At 47.4% G+C, this 24,655-nt stretch carries 26 protein-coding genes; 12 read left to right on the top strand and 14 right to left on the bottom strand.

What is annotated here, in order from left to right; translation table 11 throughout:
* Positions 1 to 91 precede the first annotated feature (91 nt).
* The 4 genes from H3L97_RS04465 to cyaY are packed head-to-tail and all read right to left on the bottom strand — an operon-like array spanning position 92 to position 1,630.
* Positions 92 to 640 (bottom strand): tetratricopeptide repeat protein, encoded by a 549-nt coding sequence (locus H3L97_RS04465; RefSeq protein WP_224446391.1) that lies wholly within the window; start codon positions 638 to 640, stop codon positions 92 to 94.
* A 28-nt stretch (positions 641 to 668) separates the two neighbouring features.
* A complete protein-coding gene (locus H3L97_RS04460; RefSeq protein WP_218839684.1) occupies positions 669 to 1,058 on the bottom strand; it encodes a type II toxin-antitoxin system VapC family toxin in 390 nt (129 codons plus the stop codon).
* Positions 1,052 to 1,276 carry an antitoxin gene (locus H3L97_RS04455; RefSeq protein ID WP_097113946.1) on the bottom strand — a complete coding sequence of 75 codons (225 nt, stop codon included), beginning with the start codon at positions 1,274 to 1,276 and terminating at the stop codon, positions 1,052 to 1,054. Before H3L97_RS04455 ends, H3L97_RS04460 begins: the two co-directional genes overlap by 7 nt.
* Positions 1,277 to 1,303: 27 nt before the next feature.
* On the bottom strand, positions 1,304 to 1,630 hold the full coding sequence (gene cyaY / locus H3L97_RS04450; protein WP_179655803.1) for an iron donor protein CyaY: 327 nt from the start codon (positions 1,628 to 1,630) through the stop codon (positions 1,304 to 1,306).
* Between the two features lie 74 nt (positions 1,631 to 1,704).
* Here cyaY and lptM point away from each other — a divergent pair, with 74 nt between their 5' ends.
* Both lptM and lysA read left to right on the top strand, forming a co-directional pair.
* The gene (gene lptM, locus H3L97_RS04445) at positions 1,705 to 1,866 is read left to right on the top strand and encodes an LPS translocon maturation chaperone LptM (protein WP_143269115.1); all 162 of its coding nucleotides are present in this window, start codon (positions 1,705 to 1,707) and stop codon (positions 1,864 to 1,866) included.
* Positions 1,863 to 3,092 carry a diaminopimelate decarboxylase gene (lysA, locus tag H3L97_RS04440; RefSeq protein WP_097113944.1) on the top strand — a complete coding sequence of 410 codons (1,230 nt, stop codon included), beginning with the start codon at positions 1,863 to 1,865 and terminating at the stop codon, positions 3,090 to 3,092. Before lptM ends, lysA begins: the two co-directional genes overlap by 4 nt.
* Before the next feature lie 273 nt (positions 3,093 to 3,365).
* On the opposite strand, the gene thrC is transcribed toward lysA, so the two are convergent.
* From thrC to H3L97_RS04415, 5 genes are all read right to left on the bottom strand, one after another.
* A complete protein-coding gene (gene thrC / locus H3L97_RS04435; RefSeq protein ID WP_097113943.1) occupies positions 3,366 to 4,778 on the bottom strand; it encodes a threonine synthase in 1,413 nt (470 codons plus the stop codon).
* 313 nt (positions 4,779 to 5,091) lie between these two features.
* The gene (locus tag H3L97_RS04430) at positions 5,092 to 5,571 is read right to left on the bottom strand and encodes a hypothetical protein (RefSeq protein ID WP_224446392.1); all 480 of its coding nucleotides are present in this window, start codon (positions 5,569 to 5,571) and stop codon (positions 5,092 to 5,094) included.
* Positions 5,568 to 7,505: a Fe(3+)-hydroxamate ABC transporter permease FhuB gene (gene fhuB, locus H3L97_RS04425; RefSeq protein ID WP_097113942.1), complete on the bottom strand. Its 1,938-nt coding sequence runs from the start codon at positions 7,503 to 7,505 to the stop codon at positions 5,568 to 5,570. Before fhuB ends, H3L97_RS04430 begins: the two co-directional genes overlap by 4 nt.
* Positions 7,499 to 8,425, bottom strand: a complete 927-nt coding sequence (locus H3L97_RS04420; RefSeq protein WP_097113961.1) for an ABC transporter substrate-binding protein — start codon at positions 8,423 to 8,425, stop codon at positions 7,499 to 7,501. The genes fhuB and H3L97_RS04420 overlap by 7 nt, the downstream gene beginning before the upstream one ends.
* Before the next feature lie 83 nt (positions 8,426 to 8,508).
* Entirely contained in the window at positions 8,509 to 9,273 is a 765-nt protein-coding gene (locus tag H3L97_RS04415) for an ABC transporter ATP-binding protein (RefSeq protein WP_097113941.1), read from the bottom strand.
* Positions 9,274 to 9,347: 74 nt separating this feature from the next.
* Here H3L97_RS04415 and H3L97_RS04410 point away from each other — a divergent pair, with 74 nt between their 5' ends.
* Complete coding sequence (locus H3L97_RS04410) at positions 9,348 to 11,600, top strand: TonB-dependent siderophore receptor (protein ID WP_220457431.1); 2,253 nt, start codon at positions 9,348 to 9,350, stop codon at positions 11,598 to 11,600.
* Between the two features lie 328 nt (positions 11,601 to 11,928).
* Here the strand turns inward: H3L97_RS04410 and mutL are convergent, their stop codons facing one another.
* The 3 genes from mutL to clpS form a co-directional block, all read right to left on the bottom strand.
* On the bottom strand, positions 11,929 to 13,800 hold the full coding sequence (gene mutL, locus H3L97_RS04405) for a DNA mismatch repair endonuclease MutL (protein ID WP_097113960.1): 1,872 nt from the start codon (positions 13,798 to 13,800) through the stop codon (positions 11,929 to 11,931).
* A gap of 238 nt (positions 13,801 to 14,038) precedes the next feature.
* Positions 14,039 to 16,318, bottom strand: coding sequence for an ATP-dependent Clp protease ATP-binding subunit ClpA (gene clpA / locus H3L97_RS04400; RefSeq protein ID WP_097113939.1), 2,280 nt, complete (start codon positions 16,316 to 16,318; stop codon positions 14,039 to 14,041).
* On the bottom strand, positions 16,315 to 16,617 hold the full coding sequence (gene clpS / locus H3L97_RS04395) for an ATP-dependent Clp protease adapter ClpS (RefSeq protein WP_097113938.1): 303 nt from the start codon (positions 16,615 to 16,617) through the stop codon (positions 16,315 to 16,317). The genes clpA and clpS overlap by 4 nt, the downstream gene beginning before the upstream one ends.
* Positions 16,618 to 16,863: 246 nt before the next feature.
* Here clpS and H3L97_RS04390 point away from each other — a divergent pair, with 246 nt between their 5' ends.
* The 8 genes from H3L97_RS04390 to H3L97_RS04355 all read left to right on the top strand — a co-directional run bounded on the left by H3L97_RS04390 (position 16,864) and on the right by H3L97_RS04355 (position 23,070).
* Complete coding sequence (locus H3L97_RS04390) at positions 16,864 to 17,067, top strand: cold-shock protein (protein WP_002641241.1); 204 nt, start codon at positions 16,864 to 16,866, stop codon at positions 17,065 to 17,067.
* Between the two features lie 94 nt (positions 17,068 to 17,161).
* The gene (locus H3L97_RS04385) at positions 17,162 to 17,980 is read left to right on the top strand and encodes a symmetrical bis(5'-nucleosyl)-tetraphosphatase (protein ID WP_097113937.1); all 819 of its coding nucleotides are present in this window, start codon (positions 17,162 to 17,164) and stop codon (positions 17,978 to 17,980) included.
* Between the two features lie 84 nt (positions 17,981 to 18,064).
* Positions 18,065 to 19,255, top strand: a complete 1,191-nt coding sequence (locus H3L97_RS04380) for an AAA family ATPase (RefSeq protein WP_097113936.1) — start codon at positions 18,065 to 18,067, stop codon at positions 19,253 to 19,255.
* Entirely contained in the window at positions 19,252 to 19,818 is a 567-nt protein-coding gene (locus tag H3L97_RS04375; protein WP_224446393.1) for a DUF4276 family protein, read from the top strand. The genes H3L97_RS04380 and H3L97_RS04375 overlap by 4 nt, the downstream gene beginning before the upstream one ends.
* Positions 19,819 to 19,831: 13 nt before the next feature.
* Positions 19,832 to 20,836: an ADP-glyceromanno-heptose 6-epimerase gene (gene rfaD / locus H3L97_RS04370; RefSeq protein ID WP_097113935.1), complete on the top strand. Its 1,005-nt coding sequence runs from the start codon at positions 19,832 to 19,834 to the stop codon at positions 20,834 to 20,836.
* A 2-nt stretch (positions 20,837 to 20,838) separates the two neighbouring features.
* Entirely contained in the window at positions 20,839 to 21,315 is a 477-nt protein-coding gene (locus H3L97_RS04365; RefSeq protein ID WP_097113934.1) for a hypothetical protein, read from the top strand.
* A gap of 223 nt (positions 21,316 to 21,538) precedes the next feature.
* On the top strand, positions 21,539 to 22,507 hold the full coding sequence (locus H3L97_RS04360) for a class I SAM-dependent methyltransferase (protein WP_097113933.1): 969 nt from the start codon (positions 21,539 to 21,541) through the stop codon (positions 22,505 to 22,507).
* A 26-nt stretch (positions 22,508 to 22,533) separates the two neighbouring features.
* A complete protein-coding gene (locus H3L97_RS04355; RefSeq protein WP_097113932.1) occupies positions 22,534 to 23,070 on the top strand; it encodes an isochorismatase family protein in 537 nt (178 codons plus the stop codon).
* Between the two features lie 85 nt (positions 23,071 to 23,155).
* On the opposite strand, the gene bfr (H3L97_RS04350) is transcribed toward H3L97_RS04355, so the two are convergent.
* The gene (gene bfr, locus H3L97_RS04350) at positions 23,156 to 23,632 is read right to left on the bottom strand and encodes a bacterioferritin (RefSeq protein WP_097113931.1); all 477 of its coding nucleotides are present in this window, start codon (positions 23,630 to 23,632) and stop codon (positions 23,156 to 23,158) included.
* A 13-nt stretch (positions 23,633 to 23,645) separates the two neighbouring features.
* Positions 23,646 to 24,143 carry a bacterioferritin gene (gene bfr / locus H3L97_RS04345; RefSeq protein ID WP_097113930.1) on the bottom strand — a complete coding sequence of 166 codons (498 nt, stop codon included), beginning with the start codon at positions 24,141 to 24,143 and terminating at the stop codon, positions 23,646 to 23,648.
* 155 nt (positions 24,144 to 24,298) lie between these two features.
* On the opposite strand from bfr (H3L97_RS04345), the gene H3L97_RS04340 reads away from it, so the two are divergent.
* Positions 24,299 to 24,469 (top strand): hypothetical protein, encoded by a 171-nt coding sequence (locus H3L97_RS04340; protein ID WP_179655797.1) that lies wholly within the window; start codon positions 24,299 to 24,301, stop codon positions 24,467 to 24,469.
* Positions 24,470 to 24,655: the final 186 nt, after the last annotated feature.

Here is a 24,655-nt window from a genome sequence, read left to right as displayed (position 1 = left end):
GGTTTATCCATTTCAAATGCTGGCGGGGCAGATGTGAAATCTGCCCCTACGAATACAGATACCGAACTGTCAGGCTGCCTGAACATTCATTTTACGCATTCATCTCGTTCAATTTTTGCAAGGCGGCAATGGCATCTTCGCTGTTTAAAGCGGCGGCTTTTTCCCACCAATACCGTGCATTGGCATACTGCTGCACATTGGCATACAACACGCCCAAATTGAATTGGCTGGGCGTGTGATTTTGTTGGGCGGCGGCTTCGTACCAATCGGCTGCCAAGTCCAAATCTTGCGCCACATTTTCGCCAAGCAAATACTGTTGCGCCAAATCGTGTTGCGCTTCGGCAAGCCCTTGTTGCGCGGCTTGTTCCCACCAATCCAATGCGGCTTTGGGGTCGCTGCCCAAAAGCATATAGCCCAAATGGTATTGCGCGTTTGCCAAGCCCAACTCGGCGGCTTTTTGACAAAATTGTTTTGCCAAATCAAGGTTTTCTGCCACACCTTGACCGTTTTCATACAGCATTGCCAAATTGTGATGTGCTTGGGCATTGCCGTTTTCAGACAGCTTTGTCCATTCGGCAAAGGCGGTGGCAAAATCGCCTTGTTCATAGGCAATCATGCCCAAATCGGTTTGATTTTCCATAATTTTTCCTTTTCAGGCAGCCTGAAATTTACATTGTTGTCCAATTTTCCACAGTTAAATCAAAGTCTGTGAAATCTTTTTCATTGTTGCTGACCAAAATCAGGTTCAACGAAATCGCATGACTGGCAATGAGCGTATCAAAATTGGCTTTGTGTTTACCTGTTTGCATGATTTTGCCAAACACTTCGCCTGCCTTATCATCAAAAGGTAAAATTTTGATTAAAGAAGACAATTTTTGAAATGTCGCAGCAGATTGATGCACATTCAAACCGCGTTGCAATTCAGCCCAAGTAATCGCACTCATGACCACTTCGCCCACAAAACATTCACTGAATTTTTTTACAATACTTGGCGGTGTGTTTTTCATCAGATAAATGCAAATGTTGGTGTCCAACATGTATTTCGGCACGATTACCATGTGCGTTCATTCTCCGCCAATGTTTCACGTTGAATATCTTGTTCATTGCCCAGTTGTGCAAACAATTCAGGCACATTCGCCAAAGTTTGCACAGGTTCAATAATCAATTTGTCGTTTTCTTTGTGAATGACAACTGGCACATTCGGTTCAAATGCCAAAGATTTTGGCAAATGAATGGCTTGCACATTGCCAGCCATTAAAGGCATGGTGGTCAGCATTTTGATTTACTCCCATTTTGATGATGTTCAGGCTGCCTGAAACACAGGCACACTCATCTCTTCGCCTGCTGCGGCAGTAAGGGCTTCGTTTAACACGGCAAAAAATTCGCGTTGGTCGCGCGTTGCCAGCCATGCGCCGTTGTGGTGGGCAAAATGGTAGCCACCGCTTTTGGCGGCAATCCACAATTCTTGGTTGGGCGTGTGGCGATTGACGATGATTTGTGTGCCATCATCGGCGGTAATGGTCAAAACATTGCCTGCGGTTTCGCAATCCAAATCGCTGTCGTCCAACGCGGTTTCAATGTGGGTGAAAAGTGCATCGGAATGTTGCAAAAATTCGGTTTCGGTCATGATTTATGTCTCTAAATGTTTTAAAATAAGTGGCTTATTTTGCCATATTTTTCAGGCTGCCTGAAAGTTTTCATATCATGAAAAAAATATTTTTGCTTATCAATGTGTTAATATTGAGTGCCTGTGGTTTCAAAGGCGATTTGTATCTGCCCAAAGAAAACGATAAAAACCAATTTGGCATCATTCAAACGGGATTGGAAACCCAATCCACCCAACCCCAAACCGAGACAAAACCATGATTCAAACCTGTGAACAAATCCCCTACCCCCAATTAGCCGAACAATTTGGCACCCCACTTTATGTGTACAGCCAAGACGCGCTCACACAAGCCTATCGCGCTTATGAAACGGCATTTTCAGGCAGCCAGCCTTTGATTTGCTATGCGGTTAAAGCCAACAGCAATTTGAGCATTATCCAGCACTTTGCCCAACTGGGTAGCGGCTTTGACACCGTGTCGGGTGGCGAAATTGCGCGTGTGTTGGCGGCAGGTGGCAGTGCCGACAAAATCATCTTTTCAGGCGTGGGCAAAACGGTTGCCGAAATGCAATTTGCTTTGCAAAACAACATCAAATGTTTCAACGTAGAAAGCCTGCCCGAACTTGACCGCTTAAACGAAGTGGCAGGCAAAATGGGCAAAATCGCCCCCATCTCCCTGCGGATTAACCCCGATGTGGACGCGAAAACCCACCCCTACATCTCCACAGGTTTGAAAGCCAACAAATTCGGCATTGCCATGTCAGATGCGGAACGCGCCTATCAACACGCCGCCAGCTTGCCGCATTTGCAAATTGTGGGGATTGATTGCCACATCGGTTCGCAATTATTGGATTTGTCGCCATTGAGCGCGGCGTGCGAACGCATTTTGCATCTGATTGACAAATTGGCAGCACAAGGCATTGAATTGCAACACATTGATTTGGGCGGTGGCGTGGGCATCAACTATCGCCCCAACGACAACCCACCCGATTTGCAACCCTATGCCGACAAGGTGGCACAGTTGTTGGCAGGACGCGATTTGGCGTTGATTTTGGAACCGGGTCGGAGCTTGGTGGGCAATGCAGGCAGCCTGATTACCCGCGTGGAATACGTCAAACAGGGCGAAGAGAAAAACTTTGTGATTGTGGACGCTGCCATGAACGATTTAATCCGCCCTGCCCTGTACCAAGCCTATCACCACATAGACAATGTGGACGGCAGCCGCCAAAACCGCATGGTTGCCGATATTGTGGGCGCGATTTGCGAAACAGGCGATTTTTTGGCACAAGAACGCGAAATTGCCGCCCAACAAGGCGATTTATTGCGCGTACACAGCGCAGGCGCGTATGCCGCAAGCATGGCAAGCAATTACAACACGCGCAACCGTGCGGCAGAAGTGTTGGTTTCAGGCAGCCAAGCACGTTTAATCCGCCAGCGCGAAACCTTTGACGATTTAATCGCACACGAAAAGGCGTGTTTGGTGGAATAGAAGATGTAGGGTGCAACTTGTTGCACCAACCTCTGTTTCATTGGAAAAATAAAACATTGCCCACCATCGTTGAGATGCCGCAACCTACTCCCTCTCCTGTGGGAGAGGGCTGGGGAGAGGGAAAAATCGTTGAGCATCGCCAGTTTTCCCCTCTCCCTAACCCTCTCCCACAGGAGAGGGAACAGGTGGGCGGCAATCAAAAAATTGTAGGATAATGCAAAGCTGCCTGAAAACGCATTTTTGCTTTTCAGGCAGCCTTTTTATCGCCAAAAATCAATTATCCAATTTCGCACGGATAATTTGTTTCACAATTTCATCATCATTTTCAACGATTTGAACGCGCTGCGGCAAATCTTCCAAACCCACCAATTTGGCAGGACGCGGAATCGCCACCTCGCCCACCGCTTCACGAATCGTTTCGTCAAACTTGGCGGCAAGCGCGGTTTCCAAGCAAATGATGGTTTCGTTGGGCAAACGCACTTCACGCGCCACTTTTACGCCATCTGCGGTGTGGGGGTCGAGCAATGCTTTATCGCTTGCAAACACCTGTTTGATGGTTGCCAAACGGTCGGCGTGGGTGGATTTGCCCGATGTGAAACCGTATTTTTCGCGGATTTCAGGCAGTCTGTTGCCCAAATCAAAACCTGTGCCTGCGCCCACTTTTTCCCACAAATCAACAATTTGCTGGCTATCACGCCCCACCAAATCAAACACAAAACGCTCAAAATTGGACGCTTTGGAAATGTCCATAGATGGGCTGGACGTAACGTAAGTTTGCGCGGTGCTGCGTGGGCGGTATTCGCCTGTTTGGAAAAATTGGTCAAGCACGTCATTTTCATTGGTGGCGACAATCAGGCGGTCAATCGGCAAGCCCATTTGTTTGGCGATGTGTCCCGCGCAAATGTTGCCGAAATTGCCGCTCGGCACGCAAAAGCTGACGCGCTCGCTGTTGTTCGCTGTGGCGCGGAAGTAGCCTGCGAAATAGTAAACGACTTGCGCGACAATGCGTCCCCAGTTGATGCTGTTTACCGTACCGATGTGGTATTTTTCTTTGAATGCGTGGTCGTTTTGCACGGCTTTGACGATATCTTGGCAATCGTCAAACATGCCTTTTACGGCAATGTTCACGATGTTTTCGTCTTGCAAACTGAACATTTGGGCGCGTTGGAAGGCGGACATTTTGCCTTCGGGCGAAAGCATAAACACGTTTACGCCTTTTTTGCCGCGCAAAGCGTATTCGGCTGCCGAACCTGTGTCGCCACTGGTCGCGCCCAAAATATTCAACTGTTTGTTTTCTTTCGCCAAAACGTATTCAAACAAATTGCCCAAAAATTGCATCGCCATGTCTTTAAACGCCAGCGTAGGTCCATTAGACAAGGCTTGAATTTTGATGCCGTCCGACAGGGTGCGAACGGGCGTGATGTCGGCGGTGCCAAACACGTCTTCGGTGTAGGTGCGCGATACGATGTCGTGCAAATCTTCGGCTGGGATTTCGGGCGCAAACAAGCTGATGATTTCAAAAGCCAAATTTTTGTAACTCAAATTGCGCCAGTTTGCCAACATGGTTGCGCTGACTTGGGGATAGCTTTCAGGCAGCATTAAGCCGCCATCGGGTGCCAAACCCATTAACACGATTTGGCTGAATGTTTTGCGTTCGGTTTGACCGCGTGTGCTGATGTAATTCATGTTTTTTTCCTAAAAATGACTTTCAGGCAGCCTTCCAGTACACGACAAAGAATGGGTTTTGCCTTCGGCGACTTACTTTTTAAAAAAGTAAGCCAAATACATTAAAGCGGAACGGTTTCGTTTCAAAAAATATTTCAGGCAGCCTGAAAAGATTAAGCCATTGAATGAAATGGAAGTAGGCTTTGTTTTTTGGTTGATGTGGCTTACTTTAATAAGTACACCTAGCGGTGGACAACAGTCCCCCACGCGGCGACAGAGCGCAACATTTTTCAATTTTTGTAGAGAATGGTGTAAGGCTGCCTGAAATCGCCAATTATTGTTTGAAGATTTTTTTGTAGCAAGCGGTTACGGTTTTCGCGCCCACTTCGGCAATCACTTTGGTGCGACCATCGGGGTGAATCAGTTGGGTCATGTCGGCGGCGGTCAGTTGCATGGGTGCTTCTTCGCTCACGCAGCCGCAGATTTTGTTTTCCCATTCGGTTTGTTTTTCTTGGCTCATGGCAAGGGCGATTAAACGCCATTCGTTGCGGCTTTGCAATTCGCTAACACATTGATTTTGTACATACATATTGAATAAATTTTTGCCGATTGCGCCCGCGCTGCTGCCAATATTGCCCAATGAATCTGTGGAACCTGTGCCACCACACGCGCTCAATGCCAACAGGGTGGTTAAGGTTAATGCGATTTTTTTCATGGTTTTATCCCCAAATGGTGTGAAAAAGAAAAACGGTATTATCGTGATAAAGTGGCTTAAATTCAAGCGAAAATCGGTTTCAGGCTGCCTGAAAATCATCGCCCGTTCATGCGCCGCATTAAATACAGAAAATACGCCCCACCCATTAAGGTGCTGACCAAACCAGCAGGCAATTCGTAGGGAAACAAAAGTTGTCTGCCCACCGCATCTGCCAACACCATCACGCTCGCGCCCAACAAAGCCGATACGCCTAATTGTTGCGCCACGCCACGCGCCCCCAACAACACCGCCAAATGCGGCGCAAGTAAACCAACAAAACTCAACGCCCCCATCAATAAGGTGGCACCTGCTGTTAAGCTGGCGGTTAAAATCAGCAAGATGCCGCGCGTTCGTGCCACGTTCACGCCTGCCGATTGCGCCACCACGCCGCCCAATCCCAGCAATGCCAAACTGCGCGAAAATGCCCCTATCATCACCATCAATATCATGGATAATGCCAACATGCTCCATGCCAGCACAGGTGTTGCGCCATAGCTTGAACCCGACAACCACACCAGTAATTGCTGCACACGCAAATCGCCCGATGCCGACAACACGCGCAACACCGAATCACTCAACGCCGCCAATGCCACACCCGTTAGCATAATGGATTCGGGCGAAAAGGCTTTGTGCCGATTCAAACCCAACAACAACAGCAATGCCAACCACGCCGACACCACACCAATGGCATAAAATGTGCCGCTCCCCAATGCCACATCAAACACCATCAACGCCACCGTAACGCCCATCGCCACCGCCGAACTGATGCCCAATAATTCGGGACTTGCCATCGCATTGCCCGTGAGTCGCTGCAATACCACGCCACTTGTTGCCAACATCGCGCCACACGCCATCACCAAAATCACACGCGAATGATTCAGTTGCAACAAAAACACATCGCTGCTGATGAACCAACCTTGTTCATCTTGATGAACGATGAGGGCTGCCACCACGCTCATTATCCAAATCAAGGGCAATGTTTTCAATAATAAGGATTTTTTGGGCAGTGCAAATGTTTGGCTCGTGGCTGTCTGAACGTGGGCGGGCGCATGATTGCCCATCAACCACAACAACAAAGGCGCACCCAACAAGGCACTGACCGCACCAGCAGGCAAATCCCAGCCAAAATAATGTTTCAATAAAACCAAAATGTTGTCGGTAAACAGCAACAGCAATCCACCATAAATGGCTGCGGCAATGAGTTTTTCAGGCAGCCTGCGTGTGCTGCTTTGGTTTGCCAACGTTGCTGCTGCCAAACCCGTAAATCCCATCATGCCCACCATGCTGACCACATTGGCAATCAAAAACGCCACCAGCACCAACACCAGCAAACGCACCGTTTGAACAGGTATGCCCAAAGCGGCTGCCTGTTCATCGCCCAAAGCCATGGCAGCGAGCGGTTTGAGCAATATGGCACTTGCCACCGCCACAAGGCTCAATCGCCACAATAATTGCAGGCTGTCATGCCAACTGTCTTGCAACAATGAGCCGCTCCCCCACAGCATGATGCCTCGTGTTTCTTCGGAAAAAAACAGGGTCATCGCGCCACTGATTGCGCCCAAATACAAACTCATGACCATGCCCGCCAGTACCACCGCCAAAGGACGCCATTCACGCCCAGCCGCCAAATACAACACCGCCAACAAAGCCAAAATCGCCCCCACAAATGCCCAAATTGCCCCGCCCCACGCCAAATAAGCTGGCGCAAACACGGTAATCAGCAATAAAGCCGTTTGCGCCCCTGCCCCCACCGCCAAAGTGCCGTCTGAAGCCAAAGGATTGCGCATGATGTTTTGCAATAATGCGCTTGCCAATGCGCTTGCCATGCCTGCCAAAATCGCCATGCCCATTCGGGGTAAAATGTGATTGTGTAAAATGAAATTCGCCATTTCATCGCCGCGATTCAGGACGACAATCCACAACGACAACATCATCGCCAACACGCTAAACAGGGCAATATTGCGCCACGCTGGCTGCCTGAACACGTTTACCATGGCATTTCCTTTTCCGATGGCAATTTTTCTGCCAACAATCGCGCAAATTGCTGCATAGAAGGCAATGCACCATAGCTCCACGAAGGCGGCAACACGCGGCGATGTTGCGTTTGTGAAAATGGCAAACGTTGCCACAACGCACTTTTCGCCAAATTGGGGCGCACGTTGATGGGGTGCGGTTGCACGATAATCAACAGGGTTTGTGGTGGCAGTTGGCTCAAATCGCTCAACGCAATGGGGGCAAAACCCCACTGATTCGATGCGCCCGTCCACGCATTGTTCAGCGACAATTTGTCCAACACCACTTGAAACAGCGATGTTTTGCCATAAATGCGCAAATGTCGCGCGTCCACAAATTGCACCACCGCCACGGGTCGCTGACGATAGGGCGCAAGCGTTTGGGCTGCCTGAAACAGGGTTTCATCGGTTTGGCGTATGAGTTTTTCGGCGGCGGCGGTATCGCCCACAATTTGTCCCAATTTCCGTGTGGCGGCAAGCACTTGTGGATAAGTGATGCCCTGTTCGTTGGCAAATTGAATTTCATGCACTGGGGCAATGCGTTCAAATTGCGGTTTCAAAAACGCAAACCATGGCGATTGCACAAAAAAATCGGGTTTGACGCGATACAAATGCGCCAAATTGGGCTGAAAACGCAAACCTGCGTCCTGCGTGTGCGCGGGCATGGACGGATAATTGACCCAATCGCGGTAAGCGCGTTTGTCGCCCAAACTCACGGGGGCATGACCGATTGCCGCCAAGGTTTCTGCCGTTGCCCAATCGGAAGTGGCAATGCGTGGCGCGGCATGGGCAAAAGGCACACCCAATATCAACCACAATGATATCGCTTTCAGGCAGCCTTGCCCTTTTTTCAGGCTGCCTGAAAAACCTTTGGCAACCCATTTCAAAACATTCATCATCATTTCATTTTCGCTTTCAGAACCTTGTTTTTTTAAGATTGATGGCTTGATTTTATTGACCATTTTTGCGAAGACAAGGCGAATTTTCATGGCAAGGCGATGGGGCGTGCGGTTTGAGGGTGGGCAATGATGTTCATCGCCACGCTGTAAATGTCGTGCAACACTTCGGTGGTCATGATTTCATTTGGCGTACCCGATTTGAGCAATTTGCCGCCTTTGAGCGCAACCAATTCATCACAAAATTGTGCCGCCAAATTGATGTCGTGTATCACAATAATCACGCCCAAACCCAGTTGCCGCGACAGATTTTGAACCAAATTCATCACTTCAAGCTGATGGGCAATGTCCAAAGCTGCCAAGGGTTCGTCCAACAGCAAAAAGCGGCTTTGTTGCGCCAAACACATTGCCAGCCAAATGCGCGAACGTTCGCCACCCGAAAGCGTGTCCACCATTTGATGGGCAAATGCGGTGGTGTCGGTCAATTTCATGGCTTGTGCGATGGCTTGGCGGTCGGCATCGCTTTCGCGTGCGAGCCAACTGCGCCACGCATAACGCCCCATGGCGATGAGTTCACGCGCCGTGAGTGCGGTGGCAGAGGGCAAATGTTGCGGCAAATAGGCAACCTGTTGGGCATATTCACGCGCTGTGTAGTGTTGCAATGGGCGTTCATTCAGTTGCAGGCTGCCTGAACGTGGCACGTTTTGCCGCGTGAGCAATTTGAGCAAAGTGGATTTGCCCGAACCATTGTGTCCAATTAAACCGTAAACGCGATTGGTTTGAAATGTCAGCGAGATGTCGTCCAGCAGCACGCGCTCTGGCACGGCAAAAGAAATTTGTTGAAGTTGAAACACCGTAATGATTTTCTTGAAAATTAAAATAAAATGGCTCGGATTATATTGATTTTGATTTTATCTCTCAATATCAAATGCCCATCATTCACTTACTTTTACACAGGCTGTGGATAAAACCACCACACGCATTCAGGCAGCCTGAAATTCGCCCAAATGCCCACGCCATTTCATCTATAATGCCTGATTTTTTTACCCTCAACATCAAGAGATTTTCAATTATGAAACAAAAAACTTTAAGCACCCTTTCGCTGGCAGTATGGCTTGCGCTCAACAGCACGGCTTGGGCAAACGATGTCCAACAGAACGATGTCCAACAACAAGAATTGGATACGGTGGTGGTCAAATCAAGCGGCACCATGTTCAAATTGGGCGAAGTGCCATTTCGTCAAGCCAAATCGGCAGTTGCCCTGACCGCTCAACAGTTGCAACAAGAAGGCGTGCAAAAAGCCGATGAATTGGGTCGCTATCAGGCTGGCTTTACCAATCAACCTTTTGGCAGCGACACCAACACCAACTGGTTTCGCATTCGCGGCGCAGAAGCCACCCAAGCGGTAAACGGTTTGCCCGCTTTTCAATATGGCTTTTTCACGCCCTACACCGAAACCTTTGGCGTAGAAGCCGTTGAAATGACCAAAGGGGCAGACGCGATGACCTTTGGTGCAGCCAACGCAGGCGGCTTAATCAACTACATCAGCAAACGCGCCAACCGCGAACAGGTGGGCAAAGGCGAAATCCGCGCCAATGTGGGCAATCGCCAACAATACGGTTTAGCCGCCGATTATTCAGGCAGCCTGAATGCCGATAAAAGCCTGCGTTATCGCGTGGTGGCATCGGCGCGTCATGCCGAAGGCGAATGGCAAGACAGCGACAACCGCACCCTATACATCGCCCCCACCTTGCAATGGGACATTGCCCCCCAAACGCAGTTGGACATTTTGTCATCGTATCAACGCGACAAAGGCACGCCCAGCAGCAATTTCCTGCCACAAGAAGGCACACTCAAAGCCTTTCCCGATGGCAGCCACATCAACCCACGCCACAATTATGGCGACCCCAAAAACGACACCGAAAGCAACAAACAATTCAGCTTGGGCTATGAATTGAAACACCAATTTGGCAAAGGCGTGTCGTTCAACAGCAGCTACCGTTACAGCAACACACAAAACTTCCATCGCGGCGCATATTTGTATCCATCAGCCTATGCCGCCGATTGGTCGCCACTTGAACCCAGCGCGGCAGGCTACACCCTATCACGCGGCGTGGTGTTTAACGATGGCAAAATGCAATCGCACAGCGCCGACAATCGCCTGAATTGGCAATTCAAAAATGCTTGGCTCAACAACACATTAAGCGCAGGTGTGGATTATCGCCGTCAAAAAGTGGACGCGCTTTACACCCTATTTGGCACAACCGCCTCCACCGATTTGCGTAACCCCAGCGTAGGATACGGTCAAAACCAAGACGTGAGCAGCGCACCGCGTACCCACATTCAGGCAGAGCAGTTGGGCTTTTATTTGCAAAATCAAGCGCGAATCAACAAACTCATCACCTTGGGATTGGGCATACGCCACGACCGCGCCGAACAAACCGAACACACGCGCACCCAAAAAGTCAAAGAAAATCATACATCTTATTCAGGTTCGTTGATGTATCATGCGCCAGCAGGATTCAATCCTTATATCAGCTACAATGAATCGTTCAGGCTGCCTGTGGGCTTGGGCGGCAACGATGTGCTGTACGACCCTGCCATCACCAAACAAACCGAAATTGGCGTGAAATACCTGCCCAAAGCGGTGGACGGCAGCCTTTCCGTAGCCGCATTCCGTGCCAAAGACAAGGGCGCATTGTTGTCCAAAGATTTGGGGGCAACGGTGTCCAACCCCAGCATGGTGGAACGCAAAGGCGCAGAAATTCAAGCCGATGTGAATGTGTTGGACAATTTGAATGTGGGCTTGGCATACACTTATTTGAAATCCACCAGCCAAGACAGCACAGGCAACACGCGCAATCCCTTGTTGCCCAAACACACTTTGGCTTTGAAAACCGCCTATCAATTCAACGAAGGCAAACTCAATGGGCTGACTTTGGGTGCGGGTATGCGTCATGTGGGCAGCAGCGTGAGCAGCCAGGGTTCTTTGTATTCGGCAGCCAAAGTGCCGTCCAGCACGATGTTTGATTTGATGGCGCGTTACGATTTTGCGAAAAATTGGCAAGCCCAAATCAATGTGGACAATGTTGCCAACAAACGCCATGTGAGCGGCTGTGATTATTATTGCTATTATGGGCAAGGTCGCAATGTGAATGCGTCTGTGAGCTACAAGTTCTAAAAATGGGTTTTCAGGCAGCCTTTCAGTACACGACAAAAATCTTTCAGGCTGAAACCTGTGCAAACCCACTTTTAAATTGATGTAGGGGCGGATTTTATATCCGCCCCTTTTCAATTTAGGTTTCATGCATTTCAAAATAGGACAAGTGTAGGGTGCAACTTGTTGCACCATTTTCCTGATAAAACATGGATTTGGTGCAACAAGTTGCACCCTACATGGTGTTTCATTTTGTATTGATAAAAATAAAAATTTCTGCAAGTTTAAACAGGGCAGATATGAAATCTGCCCCTACGACTTGAGTTTTGCAAAGGTTTCAGGCTGCCTGAAACTACTGCCCACGCAAAAACAGCGCGTCCAAATCCTGCAAACCAATCTTGACCCAAGTGGGGCGACCGTGATTGCACTGATTGCTGCGCGGCGTGTTTTCCATGTCGCGCAACAGGGCGTTCATTTCAGGCAGCGTTAATTGCCGCCCTGCCCGCACCGAACCATGACACGCCATGGTGGAAAGCAGTTGATTTTCATATTTTTCAACAATTTGGCTACTGCCCACCTGCGCCATTTCACGCAACACATCTTGCGCCAAACTTGCCACATCTGCCTTGCTCAACATATTTGGAACGGCTTTAACGGCTATGGTTTTGTCGTCAATTTGCGCCAAATGCAAGCCATATTCGCGGATTGAGTCGCCAAAATCCGCCAAAGTCGCCAACTGTTCAGGCGTGGCGGTAAAGGTAACGGGTATCAGCAACAACTGCGTTTTCAGGCTGCCCAAATCGCGTTGCGCTTTCAATTTTTCGTAATTCACACGCTCGGCGGCGGCGTGCATGTCCACCAAAATCAGGCTGTCTGCCGTTTGCGCCAAAATGTAAATCCCCAATAATTGTGCCAAGGCAAATCCCAAAGGATACTCTTGATTTGATTGATTATTTTGTGGCGATATTGATTCAGGCTGCCGCGCGGCTGGGGCGGAAACCACATCGTCATCGCGATACAATTCGGCATAAGTGTTCATTGCCGCCTGCCGCTCGCGCAGCGACAATCGCCCCTGTTGTGGCGCACGAAACGCCGAATACTGCACGGGCGCGACTTTCGTTTTTTCATCGGCAACACTTTTCAGGCTGCCTGAAAAAATCGGGGCGTCATCGCTGGGCGTGGGTAGGCGTTGTGCCAAAATCGCGCTCACATTGCCCACACTTTCGGTTTCATCGGCACGGGTTTGCGCCAACACCTTGTTCAAGCTGTGAAAAATCAACTGATGCACCGCTTGGCTGTCGCGGAAACGGATTTCGGTTTTGGTGGGATGCACGTTCACATCAACCATGTCGGACGGCACGTCCAAAAACAGCACAAAAGCAGGCGTGGTTTGATTGTGCAACACATCACGGTATGCCTGTTTCACCGCGTGGAGCATGACCTTATCGCGCACAAACCGATTGTTTACAAAGCAAAATTGCATATCGGTTTTGCCCTTGGCAAAGGTCGGTTTGGAAATGAAACCGTGAACGCGCAAGGGGTTTTCGCCACTGTCAATCGGCAAACAGGCTGCCTGAAATTCATCGCCCAAAATCATCGCCACACGCTGCAAAGGCGATTGTGCGGGATAATCAAATACATCTTTGCCATTGTTTTTTAAAGAAAAAGCAATTTGTGGGTGCGACAGAGCCAAACGCTGCAACATGACCACACAATGCGCGTATTCCGTGTTTTCCGATTTCAAAAACTTGCGCCGCGCAGGGGTATTGAAAAACAATTCGCGCACCTCCACCGTGGTGCCGATGGGGTGGGCGGCGGCAGCGATGGGCGACAATTTACCGTCTTCGGCGCGGATTTCGCTGGCGTGGGCACATTGTGCCGTGCGGCTGGTTAAGCGCAAACGCGACACCGAGGCAATGCTCGCCAAGCCTTCGCCACGAAAACCCATGCTGGCAACGTGTTCCAAATCGGATAAGTTTTTGATTTTGCTGGTGGCGTGGCGCGACAATGCCAAGGGCAAATCATCGGCAACCATGCCCATGCCGTTGTCGTGTACCTGAATCAGCTTAATGCCGCCGCCTGCCAATTCAATGGCAATGCGTGTTGCGCCAGCGTCTATGCTGTTTTCAACGATTTCTTTTAGGGCATTGGCGGGGCGTTCTACCACTTCGCCAGCCGCGATTTGGTTGATTAAATGGTCGGGAAGAAGATGAATTTTGGACATAAAAATGATTTTTTCAATATTTTGGGTGGTAGAATGCGGTTTCAGGCTACCTGAACGCACACAACAAAAATCTTTGCTTGCCTGAAATCGGTTCCCTCCCCTGCCTGCGGGGGAGGGTTAGGGTGGGGGTGGCTCATTGGCGTTCTCACCCCCACCCCAGCCCTCCCCCTTTCACAGGGGGAGGGGGTCGGTTCGTGGCAACATCAAAAATTGTCGTGTAGTGCAACGCTGCCTGAAATCACACCGTTTCCGTTTTTTTCACACGCGGTTTGCGAAACGACAATTTGGTTTGCGCGGTTTTCTCGTCCCAATCCACAAACACATAGCCACCGTTTACCAGCTTGCCAAACAGCAATTCGTCTGCCAAAGCCTTGCGCACGGTTTCTTGAATCAGGCGATTCATTGGGCGCGCGCCCATTTGTGGGTCAAAGCCCTTGTCTGCCAAATACTTGCGTAAATCATTGCCAAATTCGGCACGCACGTTTTTCTCTGCCAACTGTGTTGCCAAATTTGCCAAAAATTTGTCCACCACTTGCTCAATCATCGCCAATGACAAGGGCGCAAATGGCACAATCGCGTCCAAACGGTTGCGAAACTCGGGCGTGAATTGTTTTTTGATGTCCACCATTTCATCGCCGCGCTCACGTTTACTGACAAAACCAAATGTGGGCTTGCTCAATGCTTCTGCGCCTGCGTTGGTGGTCATAATCAAAATCACATTGCGAAAATCGGCACTGCGCCCTGTGTTGTCGGTCAGCCTGCCTGCGTCCATCACTTGCAACAATACGTTGTAGATGTCGCGGTGGGCTTTTTCAATTTCGTCCAGCAACAACACGCAATGGGGGTGTTTGTTGATGGCTTCGGTGAGCAAACCGCCTTGTTCATAACCCACATAACCGGGGGGCGCACCAATCAAACGCGACACGGCATGGGCTTCCATATATTCAGACATATCAAAGCGTTGCAACGACACGCCCAGCGATTGTGCCAACTGTTTCGCCACTTCGGTTTTGCCCACGCCCGTGGGTCCTGAAAACAGAAAACAGCCAATCGGCTTTTCAGGCAGCCCCAAACCCGAACGCGCCATTTTCACGGCAGATACCAGCACATCAATCGCTTTATCTTGCCCAAACACTTTGGTTTTCAAATCGCTTGCCAAGGTTTTCAGCACCTGTTTGTCATCGTGCGACACGGTGGTTTCGGGTATGCGGGCGATTTTGGCAACCATTTCTTCAATTTGCGTTTTGCCGATGGTGTGAATGCGGTTTTCAGGCTGTTTGATGCGTTGTGCTGCTCCTGCTTCGTCAATAATATCAATGGCTTTATCGGGCAAAAAACGCTCGTTGATGTATTTTGCCGACAATTCGGCGGCTGCCTGAAACGCCTCATCGGTGTAGGCAACTTCGTGGTGTGCCTCAAACATCGGTTTTAAGCCTTGCAAAATTTGCACGGTTTCGCCAATGCTCGGTTCAAGCACATCAATTTTTTGGAATCGGCGATTCAAAGCGTGGTCTTTGTTGAAAATGGTGCGAAATTCTTCATAAGTGGTTGCACCTATGCAACGCAAGCTGCCTTTGGCAAGGGCGGGTTTGAGCAAATTGCTCGCGTCCATATTGCTGCCTTGCGTGCTGCCTGCACCGATAACCGTATGAATTTCATCAATAAACAAAATGGCGTTTTCCACTTGCGCCAATTCTTTCAACACCGCTTTCAAACGCGCCTCAAAATCGCCACGGTATTTTGCGCCAGCCAGCAATGCGCCCATGTCCAGCGCAAAAACGGTGGCGTTGGACAAAATTTCTGGCACTTGTTGCTGTTCAATTAAATACGCCAAACCTTCTGCCAATGCGGTTTTGCCCACGCCCGCCTCGCCCACCAAAAGCGGATTGTTTTTGCGGCGGCGACACAAAACCTGCAACAGGCGTTCCATTTCCATTTTGCGCCCAATCAGTGGGTCAATGCGCCCAGCTTGAACTTCGGCGTTCAAATTGATGGCGTAGGTTTCCAAAGGATTGTCGGCAGATTGGTTTTCGTCATCGTCCTCGGCTTTCAGGCTGCCTGAACGCGGCACATCATCACCAGCACCTACCCCATGCGAAATGTAGCGCAACAACACCACGCGCGACACACCATGTTTTGCCAAAAAATACACCGCATGGCTGTCATCTTCATGCATCAGCGCAACAAGCGCGTCTATGGGAAGCGCGTCCCTTTTTTTTGCCAATTTTGCTTGAAGCACGGCACGCTGAATCACACGCCCAAGCCCCAAACTCATTGGCACAGCCTTATCACGCTCATGGCGATTCAAACGTTTGGGCGTACTTTCATCAATGCAATCAAGCAACTGTATGGTCAGTTTCTCCACATTGGCACCACACGCCACCAGTGTATCGCGCACATCGTTGCTGTGTTCAATCAAGCCCAAAAGCAAATGCTCCAAACCGATGATGTCGTGATGAGAAGACTCGGCATCTTCATGAATTTGTTGCAAAATGTATTCTAATTGTTCGCTAATCATTCTGTTTCCTCAACAATGCACATCAGGGGAAATTGGGCTTGTGCCGCGTGATTCAAGACTTGCTGCTGTTTGCTTTCGGCAATGTCGCGCGTGTAAATGCCACACAAACCCTTACCCTCATGATGCACCTGCAACATCACCGCCACAGCACGGCTTTCAGGCAGGTTAAAAATGTCCATCAGCACTTCAACCACAAAATCCATGGTGGTGTAATCATCATTGAGCAAAAACACACCATAGCGTTTGGGTGGGGCGATTTTGTGGCGTTGCCCCTGTAAAGAAAAATCGGTTAAACTCATTTGATTTGTGCCATTTTTGTTGCATAAATGATTATTTTAATAAAATTTGAGAAATTACCCAAATAAAACTTGACCCCATGCACAAATATCGGTAAAAAGCACAACAGCGAGTAACACAAGAAAAAGTTGTTTTATTGCATTGTTAAAAAAACACTTTGATTCAGAGATTTTTAAAACCATGTAAACCGATTTTTCAGGGTTGCTGCGCTGTTTTTTTAATTTTTTTTGTATGAAAGTAGCACAACTATGGCAACTGGTATCGTAAAATGGTTCAATGACGCAAAAGGTTTTGGTTTCATCACCCCTGATGAAGGCGGCGAAGATTTGTTCGCACACTTCTCTGCCATCAATATGGAAGGTTTCAAAACTTTGAAAGAAGGTCAAAAAGTTTCTTTTGAAGTAACCACAGGACCCAAAGGCAAACAGGCTTCCAACATTCAGGCAGCATAAAGCGTTTTACCCAAACAGGCGATAGATAACAGCGCGTATCTACCGCCTGTTTCGCATTTCAAGAACCTGTATTGGTCAGATAAAAGGAACACCCATGGCACATTATGCAATTGGCGATTTGCAAGGCTGCTACACCGAATTAACACAATTACTTGAAAAAATTGAATTTAATCACGGCACCGACACGCTTTGGTTGGTGGGCGACATTGTCAATCGTGGCACGCAATCGCTGGCGTGTTTGCAATTTTGCAGGCAGCATGAAAGCAGCGTACAAATCGTGTTGGGCAACCACGATTTGCATTTGCTTGCCATTTGGCACGGCTTTGGCAAACTGAAAAAAGGCGATACCGTGCAAGACATTTTGAACCACACCGATGCCAAAAAAATGCTTAATTGGCTACAAAATCAAGCACTTTTGCGTCAAAACGATGAATGTGTGCTGGTACACGCAGGTTTGTTTCCCGAATGGTCGGTGGCAGAAGCTGCCGAATATTCGCACGAATTGGAACAGGTTTTGCGCGGCAAACACGCCAAACATTTTTTTGAAAACATGTATGGCAACACGGCAAAATGGTCGCCACAATTAAAAGATTGGGACAGGCTGCGCTTTATCGCCAATGCCTTTACGCGTATGCGCGTTTTGCTGCCTGAAAATGTGTTGGACTTTGATTTTAAATCGGTTTATGCCGATATTGTGCCGCCCAATTATGCGTGGTTTGACGCGCCACATCGCCAAAACACCAGCCACACGGTGGTGTTTGGGCATTGGTCGGCATTGGGTTTGGTGCAAAAAAATGGCGTGATTGGCTTGGACACAGGCGCATTGTGGGGCGGACAATTAACGGCTGTGAATTTGGCAAATCACACGATTCATCAAGTGCAAAGTCAATCGCACAAACCGATAAAAAAATGAATTTCAGGCAGCTTTTGTGGTATAAAAGCTGCCTGAAATTGGAATTATGATTTAAGTCTGTATTAAAAATTAAGGATAATTAACATGCAAATTGAATCACTGAAAATTAAAAATTTCAAAGGTTTTAAAAATGCTGAAATGGTAGATATTCCTACATTTGCCGTAATTGTAGGGGCAAACGGTTCTGGCAAATCCACTTTATTTGATGTATTCGGCTTCTTAAAACATTGTTTAACATATAATGTCAGTCATGCTTTACAAGTGCGTGGTGGATTTGAACAAGTATTAAGTCGCGGAGCAAAGAAAACGGAATGTATTGAATTTGAAATTAAATTTCGCACTAAAATTGTTAATACCGAACGACTGGTAACCTATGGTATCCAAATTGGTTTGGAAAAAAATAAACCGATTATTCGTAATGAAATTTTAAAATACAAACGTGGTCGTTATGGTTCCCCTTACCATTTTTTGAAGTTCAGCAATGGAGAAGGTTATGCCATTACAAATGAAGAAGATTTTGGTAAAGAAGATGAAGACCTTGACCGTGAAACACAAACCATTTCCCCAGATGTATTGGCGATTAAGGGACTTGGGCAATTTGAACGTTTCAAAGCAGCAAAAGAGTTTCGCCAATTAATTGAAAATTGGCATGTTTCAGATTTCCACATTAACCTTGCACGCGGCAGTAAAGACATGCTGGGCGAATACGAGCATTTATCGGTAACAGGGGAAAATTTACAGGTTGTTGCACGTCATCTTTTTGAAAATAAGCCAGATATTTTTCAAGAAATTGTGGAAGCGATGAAACATCGCGTACCAGGCATTGATGATGTTGAACCCATTCAGACAGCAGATGGACGACTGATTTTGGGTTTCAAAGATGGAACATTCAAAGACCCATTTATTGACCGTTATGTGTCAGATGGCACAATCAAAATGTTTGCTTACTTAGTTTTACTTTACGACCCAAATCCGCACCCATTATTATGCGTAGAAGAACCCGAGAACCAACTCTACCCAAGTCTACTGTTTGAATTAGCGGAAGAATTTCGTGCTTATTCTAAAAAAGGCGGTCAAGTTTTTGTTTCCAGCCATTCGCCTGATTTTTTGAATGCGGTCAATTTGGATGAAGTATTTTGGCTGGTAAAAGAAAATGGCTACACTCAAATTAAACGTGCACAAGATGATGAACAATTAGCTGCTTTTATGGCTGAGGGAGACCAAATGGGATATTTGTGGAAAGAAGGCTTTTTTAAAGGAGCAAATCCCAAATGATTAACCAATTTGTATTTTTTCTTGAAGAAAAATCAGCAGAAATCATGCTCAATGAAATTTTGCCTAAAATATTACCCGAGCATATTCAGTATCAATTCATTATTTTTGAGGGCAAGCAAGATTTGGAAAAACGTTTGCCTAAACGTTTAAAAGGCTGGCTGAATGCTGAACAAATACAATTTGTGGTATTGCGCGATAAAGATTCAGGTAATTGTTTAGAAATTAAAGAAAATTTGAAAAAAATTTGTATTGATGCAGGAAAGCCCAATACACTAATTCGCATTGCTTGCCATGAATTAGAGAGTTTTTATTTGGGGGATTTGCAAGCAGTTGCTCGTGCTTTTGGTAAAGAAACGCTCAGAAAATTACAACAAACTCGCAAATTCAAAAACCCTGATGAATTAAGCAATCCTGTACAAGAGCTGGACAGATTGGTAGATGGTGGATATCAAAAAATATCAGGTTCAAGAAAAATTGCCCCATTCATGGATATTGAAAATAACCGTTCTACCAGTTTTAATCAATTGTTAAGCGGCATCAGAAAAATAGCAAATTTATCATAAAGAAGGAAAAAAAATGACCATCATCGTAACAGGCGCAGCAGGCTTAATCGGCAGCAACATCGTCAAAGGCTTAAACGCGCGCGGCATACGCGACATCATCGCGGTGGACAACCTGACGCACGGCGACAAATTCCGCAACCTTGCCGATTGCGACATCGCACATTATTTGGACAAACACGAATTTTTACGCCAAATTTGCGACCATCAATTTCCGTTTGACAACATTCAGGCGGTGTTTCATCAAGGCGCGTGTTCCGACACCATGAATCATGACGGTAAGTACATGATGCAAAACAATTATCAATACACTTTGGATTTGCTGGATTGGTGTCAAGATGAGCGCATTCCATTTTTGTATGCGTCCAGTGCGGCGGTGTATGGCAAAGGCGAAGTGTTCCGCGAAGAACGTGAATTGGAACAACCCCTTAATGTGTATGGCTATTCCAAATTTCTGCTTGACCAAGTGGTGCGCGAGCGCATGAAATCGCGTTTAACGGCACAGGTGGTGGGTTTCCGCTATTTCAACGTTTACGGTATGCGCGAACAGCACAAAGGGCGCATGGCTTCGGTGGCATTTCATCATTTTAATCAATATCGTACGCAAGGTTTTGTGAATTTGTTTGGCGAATATGGCGGCTATGGCGCAGGCGAACACAGCCGCGATTTTGTGAGCGTGGAAGATGTGGTAAAAGTGAATTTGTATTTTTTGGATAACCCTGAAAAATCAGGCATTTTCAATTTGGGCACAGGGCGCAGCCAGCCATTCAACGATTTGGCAGCCGCCACCGTCAATGCCTGCCGCGCTGCCGAAGGCAAATCGCCCCTCACTTTGGCGCAAATGGTCAATGAGGAGCTGATTCGCTACATTCCCTTCCCCGACAGCTTGAAAGGCAAATACCAAAGTTTCACGCAAGCCGACATCAGCCGTTTGCGCGAGGCAGGCTATGCCGATGAATTTTTGACGGTAGAACAAGGCGTTGAACGCTATGTGGCGTGGATGTTGAACAATTTGGCATAAAAATGAATATGGTATCTTTGAAATACAATCGTGGCAAAATTTTCCGTTTTGCTTTGATTTGTGCGGCGGCAGCTTTGGGCAGCGTGGGCGGCTTATATGGCAGCACGGGTTTGTATCTTGCCACGGTGTCGTGGTTGGGGGTAATTTTATTTGGGGTGTTTTCGCTGCCTGCTTTGTTGTGGCTGGCGGGCAACAGGAAAACACAGGTTACTGTTTCGCCAGAACAAATCGTGTTTCACATGAAGGTGCATGTGAATCGCAAAGTGGTGCAAGAATATGCGGTGGCATGGCACGATATTGCGGCAATCCGCTTTTCAGGCAGCCTGCTGTTGCTGACGCTGCACGATGAAACCGCCCCCAAGTTGCTGCAAGCCAATTTTGCTTTATTGCAAACCGATTGGGCAAAATTCCAAACTTGGCTGCCCCAAATCCACACCGCCACACCCGAACAACGCGCCAAATTGTTGGCGAATTTTTAGGCAGCCTTTCAGTACACGACAAAAATCTTTCAGGCTGTCTGCAACCTGTCCCCTCCCCTGCTGGCGGGGGAGGGTTAGGGTGGGGGTGGCTCTTTGCGTTTCTAACCCCCACCCCAGCCCTCCCCCTTACATAGGGGGAGGGGGCAGGTTTGTGGCAATATCAAAAAATGTCGTGTACTGAAAGGCAGCCTGAAAACATTTTCCGCCTATTTGAAAGAACAAAATGAATTTAATCAACGACTTTATCAACCGCTTGGGCAAAAATCTCAAACACCAACTCAAATGGGCAAAACGCCAAAACCTTGAAGCATGGCGCATTTACGACAAGGACATACCCCAATTTCCTTTTGCCATAGACGTTTATGGCGAACACATTCATTTGCAAGAATACGACACAGGCTGGTTGATGCACCCCGATGATTACCAAAAATGGTTGGACGATGTGTGCGATGCCGTGCAATTTGTAACTGGCTTACCCAAACAAAACATACACTTAAAACAACGCGCCCGACAAAAAGGCACAGCCCAATACGAAAAAACAGGCGCAGCAGGCGAAGATTTCATTGTGCGCGAACACGGTCGCCAATTTTGGGTCAATTTGGATAAGTATTTGGATACAGGGCTGTTTTTAGACCACCGCAACACGCGCCACAAAGTGGGCAACAGCGCGGCAGGCAAACGCTTTTTGAACTTGTTTTCCTACACAGGCAGCTTTACCGTTTACGCGGCAACAGGTGGCGCGGTGTACAGCGAAACCGTAGATTTATCCAATACTTATCTGGATTGGGCGAAACGCAATTTTCAGCTCAATGGCGTGGATTTGAACCAGCACCAAATTGTACGCGCCGATGTGTTTCAATATTTGATTCAGGCAGCCGAACAGAAAAAACAGTTTGACATCATTGTGTTAGACCCACCCAGTTTTTCCAACAGCAAAAAAATGCGCGATATTTTGGACATTCAACGCGACCAAAACACCCTGATTGATGGCGCGATGAAATTGCTTGCACCACAAGGCGTGTTGCATTTTTCCAATAATTTGCGTACATTTACCCTAAACGATGAAATTGCCCAGCGTTATGCGGTAAAAGATGTTTCCAAACAATCGGTTCCCGATGATTTTCGCAATAAAAAAATTCATCAATGTTGGGAAATTCGCCATCAATCGTCAAATGCGTTTCAGGCAGCCTGAAACCAAAAAACAAAAGGAAAATCAATATGTTCAATACACAAAATACCCTGCTGTTGGTTGTGGACATTCAACAACGCCTGTTGCCCGTTTTGCACGACAAAGACAACTGGTTGAGCAACAACAAAAAAATCATCACAGGCTTAAACGCCTTGGGCGTAAAAGCCGTGATGACCGAACAGTACCCCAAAGGCTTGGGCAGCACGCTGGACAGCATTCGCGCCCTGCTGCCTGAAACGCCCGTGTTTGAAAAAACGCGCTTTTCCGCGATGATTGACGATGTGGCGCAATACATCATCACGCAAAACATTGAAAATGTGATTGTGATTGGCTGCGAAACCCACGTTTGTGTCTTACAAACGGTGCTGGATTTGCGCGACAAAAACCTGAATGTGTATGTGCCACACGAATGCGTTACATCACGCACTTTGGACAACAAAAACAATGCCTTGATGCAAATTCAGGCAGCAGGCGCGGTGGTCAGCAACATTGAAAGCCTGCTGTTTCATTTGATGAAAGACGCGCAACACCCTGCTTTTAAAACCATTTCCCAGTTGGTCAAATAATTGCACGCAAAAAAAGCTGCCTGAAAAAACACACTTTTCAGGCAGCTTTCGTTTTGGTGTCGTGGTTTGTGCGACTTTTATGATGTTATTCGGTTTCCAACACGCCCATTTGCAAATAATTGGGCAAGCCCATGCTGGCAATCAAATCCAATTGATTTTGCAGCCAATCCATGCGTTCTTCATTCACATCTTTTTGCTGTTCAAGTAATTGGCGTGAAACATAATCTTCCTGCTGTTCGCAAATGGCAATGGCGTGAATCAGGGCTTGGTGTTTTTCTTCTTCTTTTGCCAAATCGCATTTGATGATTTCTTCGGGCGTTTCGCCAATCAGCAATTTGCCCAATTCTTGCAAATTCGGCAAGCCTTCCAAAAACAACACACGCTCAATAATGGCATCAGCCTGTTTCATTTCCACGATGGAGCTTTTGTAGAAATGTTCGCCCAATTCTTCTAAACCCCAGTTTTTCAAAATGCGGGCGTGTAAAAAATATTGGTTAATCGTTACCAGCAGCAAACCCAAGTTTTTATTGAGTTGCTGAATGGCAATGCGGTCGCCTTTCATAATGTTGCCCCCATCAATGACCGTGAGTGGGGTCGCTGCCTGCTGCCAAGATTTGGGTTTGCAGGTAATTTTGTTCGCCCATCATTTGAATTAAACGCAGTTGTTGTTCCAACCAATGTGCGTGGTCTTCTTCGGTGTCTTTGAGTTGTTCAACCAACAGTTGGCGGCTCACATAGTCTTGTTTTTCTTCGCACAATTTGATGCCTTTTTTCAAATTGTCGCGCACTTCAATTTCGGTGTCCAAGTCAAATTGGAGCATTTCGGTTACGTTTTTGCCCACTTTAACGGGTGCAGAAACCATTTTGGGCGTGCCGCCCAGCATGATGATGCGGCGAATGAAACCTTCGGCGTGCAGGGTTTCATCTTCCATTTCATGACCAATGCGTTCAAACAATTTGGTCAAGCCCCATTCGGCATACATGCGTGAGTGAATGAAATATTGGTCGCGTGCTGCCAATTCGTTTTCCAGCAAAAAATTCATGTAATCAATGACTTCTTTATCGCCTTGCATGATGTTTTATCCTTTATACAATCAAAATTGAAACTGGGGCGCATGATAAACACATTGCCACCAAAATGCAAATTTCATTTTAAAATACAAATAATTATCATCAATAAATCAAATCAAACATGGCGATTGATTTTGATTTTTTTGTACAGAATCAAATGTCTGTATTGCGACTGATTGCTGTTTGTTTGTGTGTGGCTGAAATGGGGGGATTTTATTTGCATTTTTTTACATTTTATGCGCCACACAATACCATTTTCAGGCAGCCTGAAACCTTTGCCAAACTCGGTTTGCAGGGGCGGATTTCATATTTGCCCTGTTTAACATGAACTTGGGATAAGTAACTTAAACCCGCCCTCTCTCCCTATGGGAAAGCGTTGGAGAGAGGGTTGGTTGAGCAGCACACCCTCTCCCCAGCCCTCTCCCACGGGGAGAGGGCGCAAAGTAACTTAAATTTATCAATCACTTTTATCCCAAACTCGCGTTGTTTATGTTTGCAAAAATTGTGATTTTTA

The sequence above is a fragment of the Alysiella filiformis genome, from assembly GCF_014054525.1.
Taxonomy (GTDB): domain Bacteria; phylum Pseudomonadota; class Gammaproteobacteria; order Burkholderiales; family Neisseriaceae; genus Simonsiella; species Simonsiella filiformis.
This window is presented reverse-complemented; position numbering and strand designations above follow the sequence as displayed.

Bases quoted from the DNA above. Each gene is read 5' to 3' on its own strand.
- H3L97_RS04465 (WP_224446391.1), bottom strand. From the start codon at position 640: ATGGAAAATCAAACCGATTTGGGCATGATTGCCTATGAACAAGGCGAT.
- H3L97_RS04460 (WP_218839684.1), bottom strand. From the start codon at position 1,058: ATGGTAATCGTGCCGAAATACATGTTGGACACCAACATTTGCATTTAT.
- H3L97_RS04455 (WP_097113946.1), bottom strand. From the start codon at position 1,276: ATGCTGACCACCATGCCTTTAATGGCTGGCAATGTGCAAGCCATTCAT.
- lptM (WP_143269115.1), top strand. From the start codon at position 1,705: ATGAAAAAAATATTTTTGCTTATCAATGTGTTAATATTGAGTGCCTGT.
- lysA (WP_097113944.1), top strand. From the start codon at position 1,863: ATGATTCAAACCTGTGAACAAATCCCCTACCCCCAATTAGCCGAACAA.
- thrC (WP_097113943.1), bottom strand. From the start codon at position 4,778: ATGAATTACATCAGCACACGCGGTCAAACCGAACGCAAAACATTCAGC.
- H3L97_RS04430 (WP_224446392.1), bottom strand. From the start codon at position 5,571: ATGATTTTCAGGCAGCCTGAAACCGATTTTCGCTTGAATTTAAGCCAC.
- fhuB (WP_097113942.1), bottom strand. From the start codon at position 7,505: ATGGTAAACGTGTTCAGGCAGCCAGCGTGGCGCAATATTGCCCTGTTT.
- H3L97_RS04420 (WP_097113961.1), bottom strand. From the start codon at position 8,425: ATGATGATGAATGTTTTGAAATGGGTTGCCAAAGGTTTTTCAGGCAGC.
- H3L97_RS04410 (WP_220457431.1), top strand. From the start codon at position 9,348: ATGCCCATCATTCACTTACTTTTACACAGGCTGTGGATAAAACCACCA.
- mutL (WP_097113960.1), bottom strand. From the start codon at position 13,800: ATGTCCAAAATTCATCTTCTTCCCGACCATTTAATCAACCAAATCGCG.
- clpA (WP_097113939.1), bottom strand. From the start codon at position 16,318: ATGATTAGCGAACAATTAGAATACATTTTGCAACAAATTCATGAAGAT.
- clpS (WP_097113938.1), bottom strand. From the start codon at position 16,617: ATGAGTTTAACCGATTTTTCTTTACAGGGGCAACGCCACAAAATCGCC.
- H3L97_RS04390 (WP_002641241.1), top strand. From the start codon at position 16,864: ATGGCAACTGGTATCGTAAAATGGTTCAATGACGCAAAAGGTTTTGGT.
- H3L97_RS04385 (WP_097113937.1), top strand. From the start codon at position 17,162: ATGGCACATTATGCAATTGGCGATTTGCAAGGCTGCTACACCGAATTA.
- H3L97_RS04380 (WP_097113936.1), top strand. From the start codon at position 18,065: ATGCAAATTGAATCACTGAAAATTAAAAATTTCAAAGGTTTTAAAAAT.
- H3L97_RS04375 (WP_224446393.1), top strand. From the start codon at position 19,252: ATGATTAACCAATTTGTATTTTTTCTTGAAGAAAAATCAGCAGAAATC.
- rfaD (WP_097113935.1), top strand. From the start codon at position 19,832: ATGACCATCATCGTAACAGGCGCAGCAGGCTTAATCGGCAGCAACATC.
- H3L97_RS04365 (WP_097113934.1), top strand. From the start codon at position 20,839: ATGAATATGGTATCTTTGAAATACAATCGTGGCAAAATTTTCCGTTTT.
- H3L97_RS04360 (WP_097113933.1), top strand. From the start codon at position 21,539: ATGAATTTAATCAACGACTTTATCAACCGCTTGGGCAAAAATCTCAAA.
- H3L97_RS04355 (WP_097113932.1), top strand. From the start codon at position 22,534: ATGTTCAATACACAAAATACCCTGCTGTTGGTTGTGGACATTCAACAA.
- bfr (WP_097113931.1), bottom strand. From the start codon at position 23,632: ATGAAAGGCGACCGCATTGCCATTCAGCAACTCAATAAAAACTTGGGT.
- bfr (WP_097113930.1), bottom strand. From the start codon at position 24,143: ATGCAAGGCGATAAAGAAGTCATTGATTACATGAATTTTTTGCTGGAA.
- H3L97_RS04340 (WP_179655797.1), top strand. From the start codon at position 24,299: ATGTCTGTATTGCGACTGATTGCTGTTTGTTTGTGTGTGGCTGAAATG.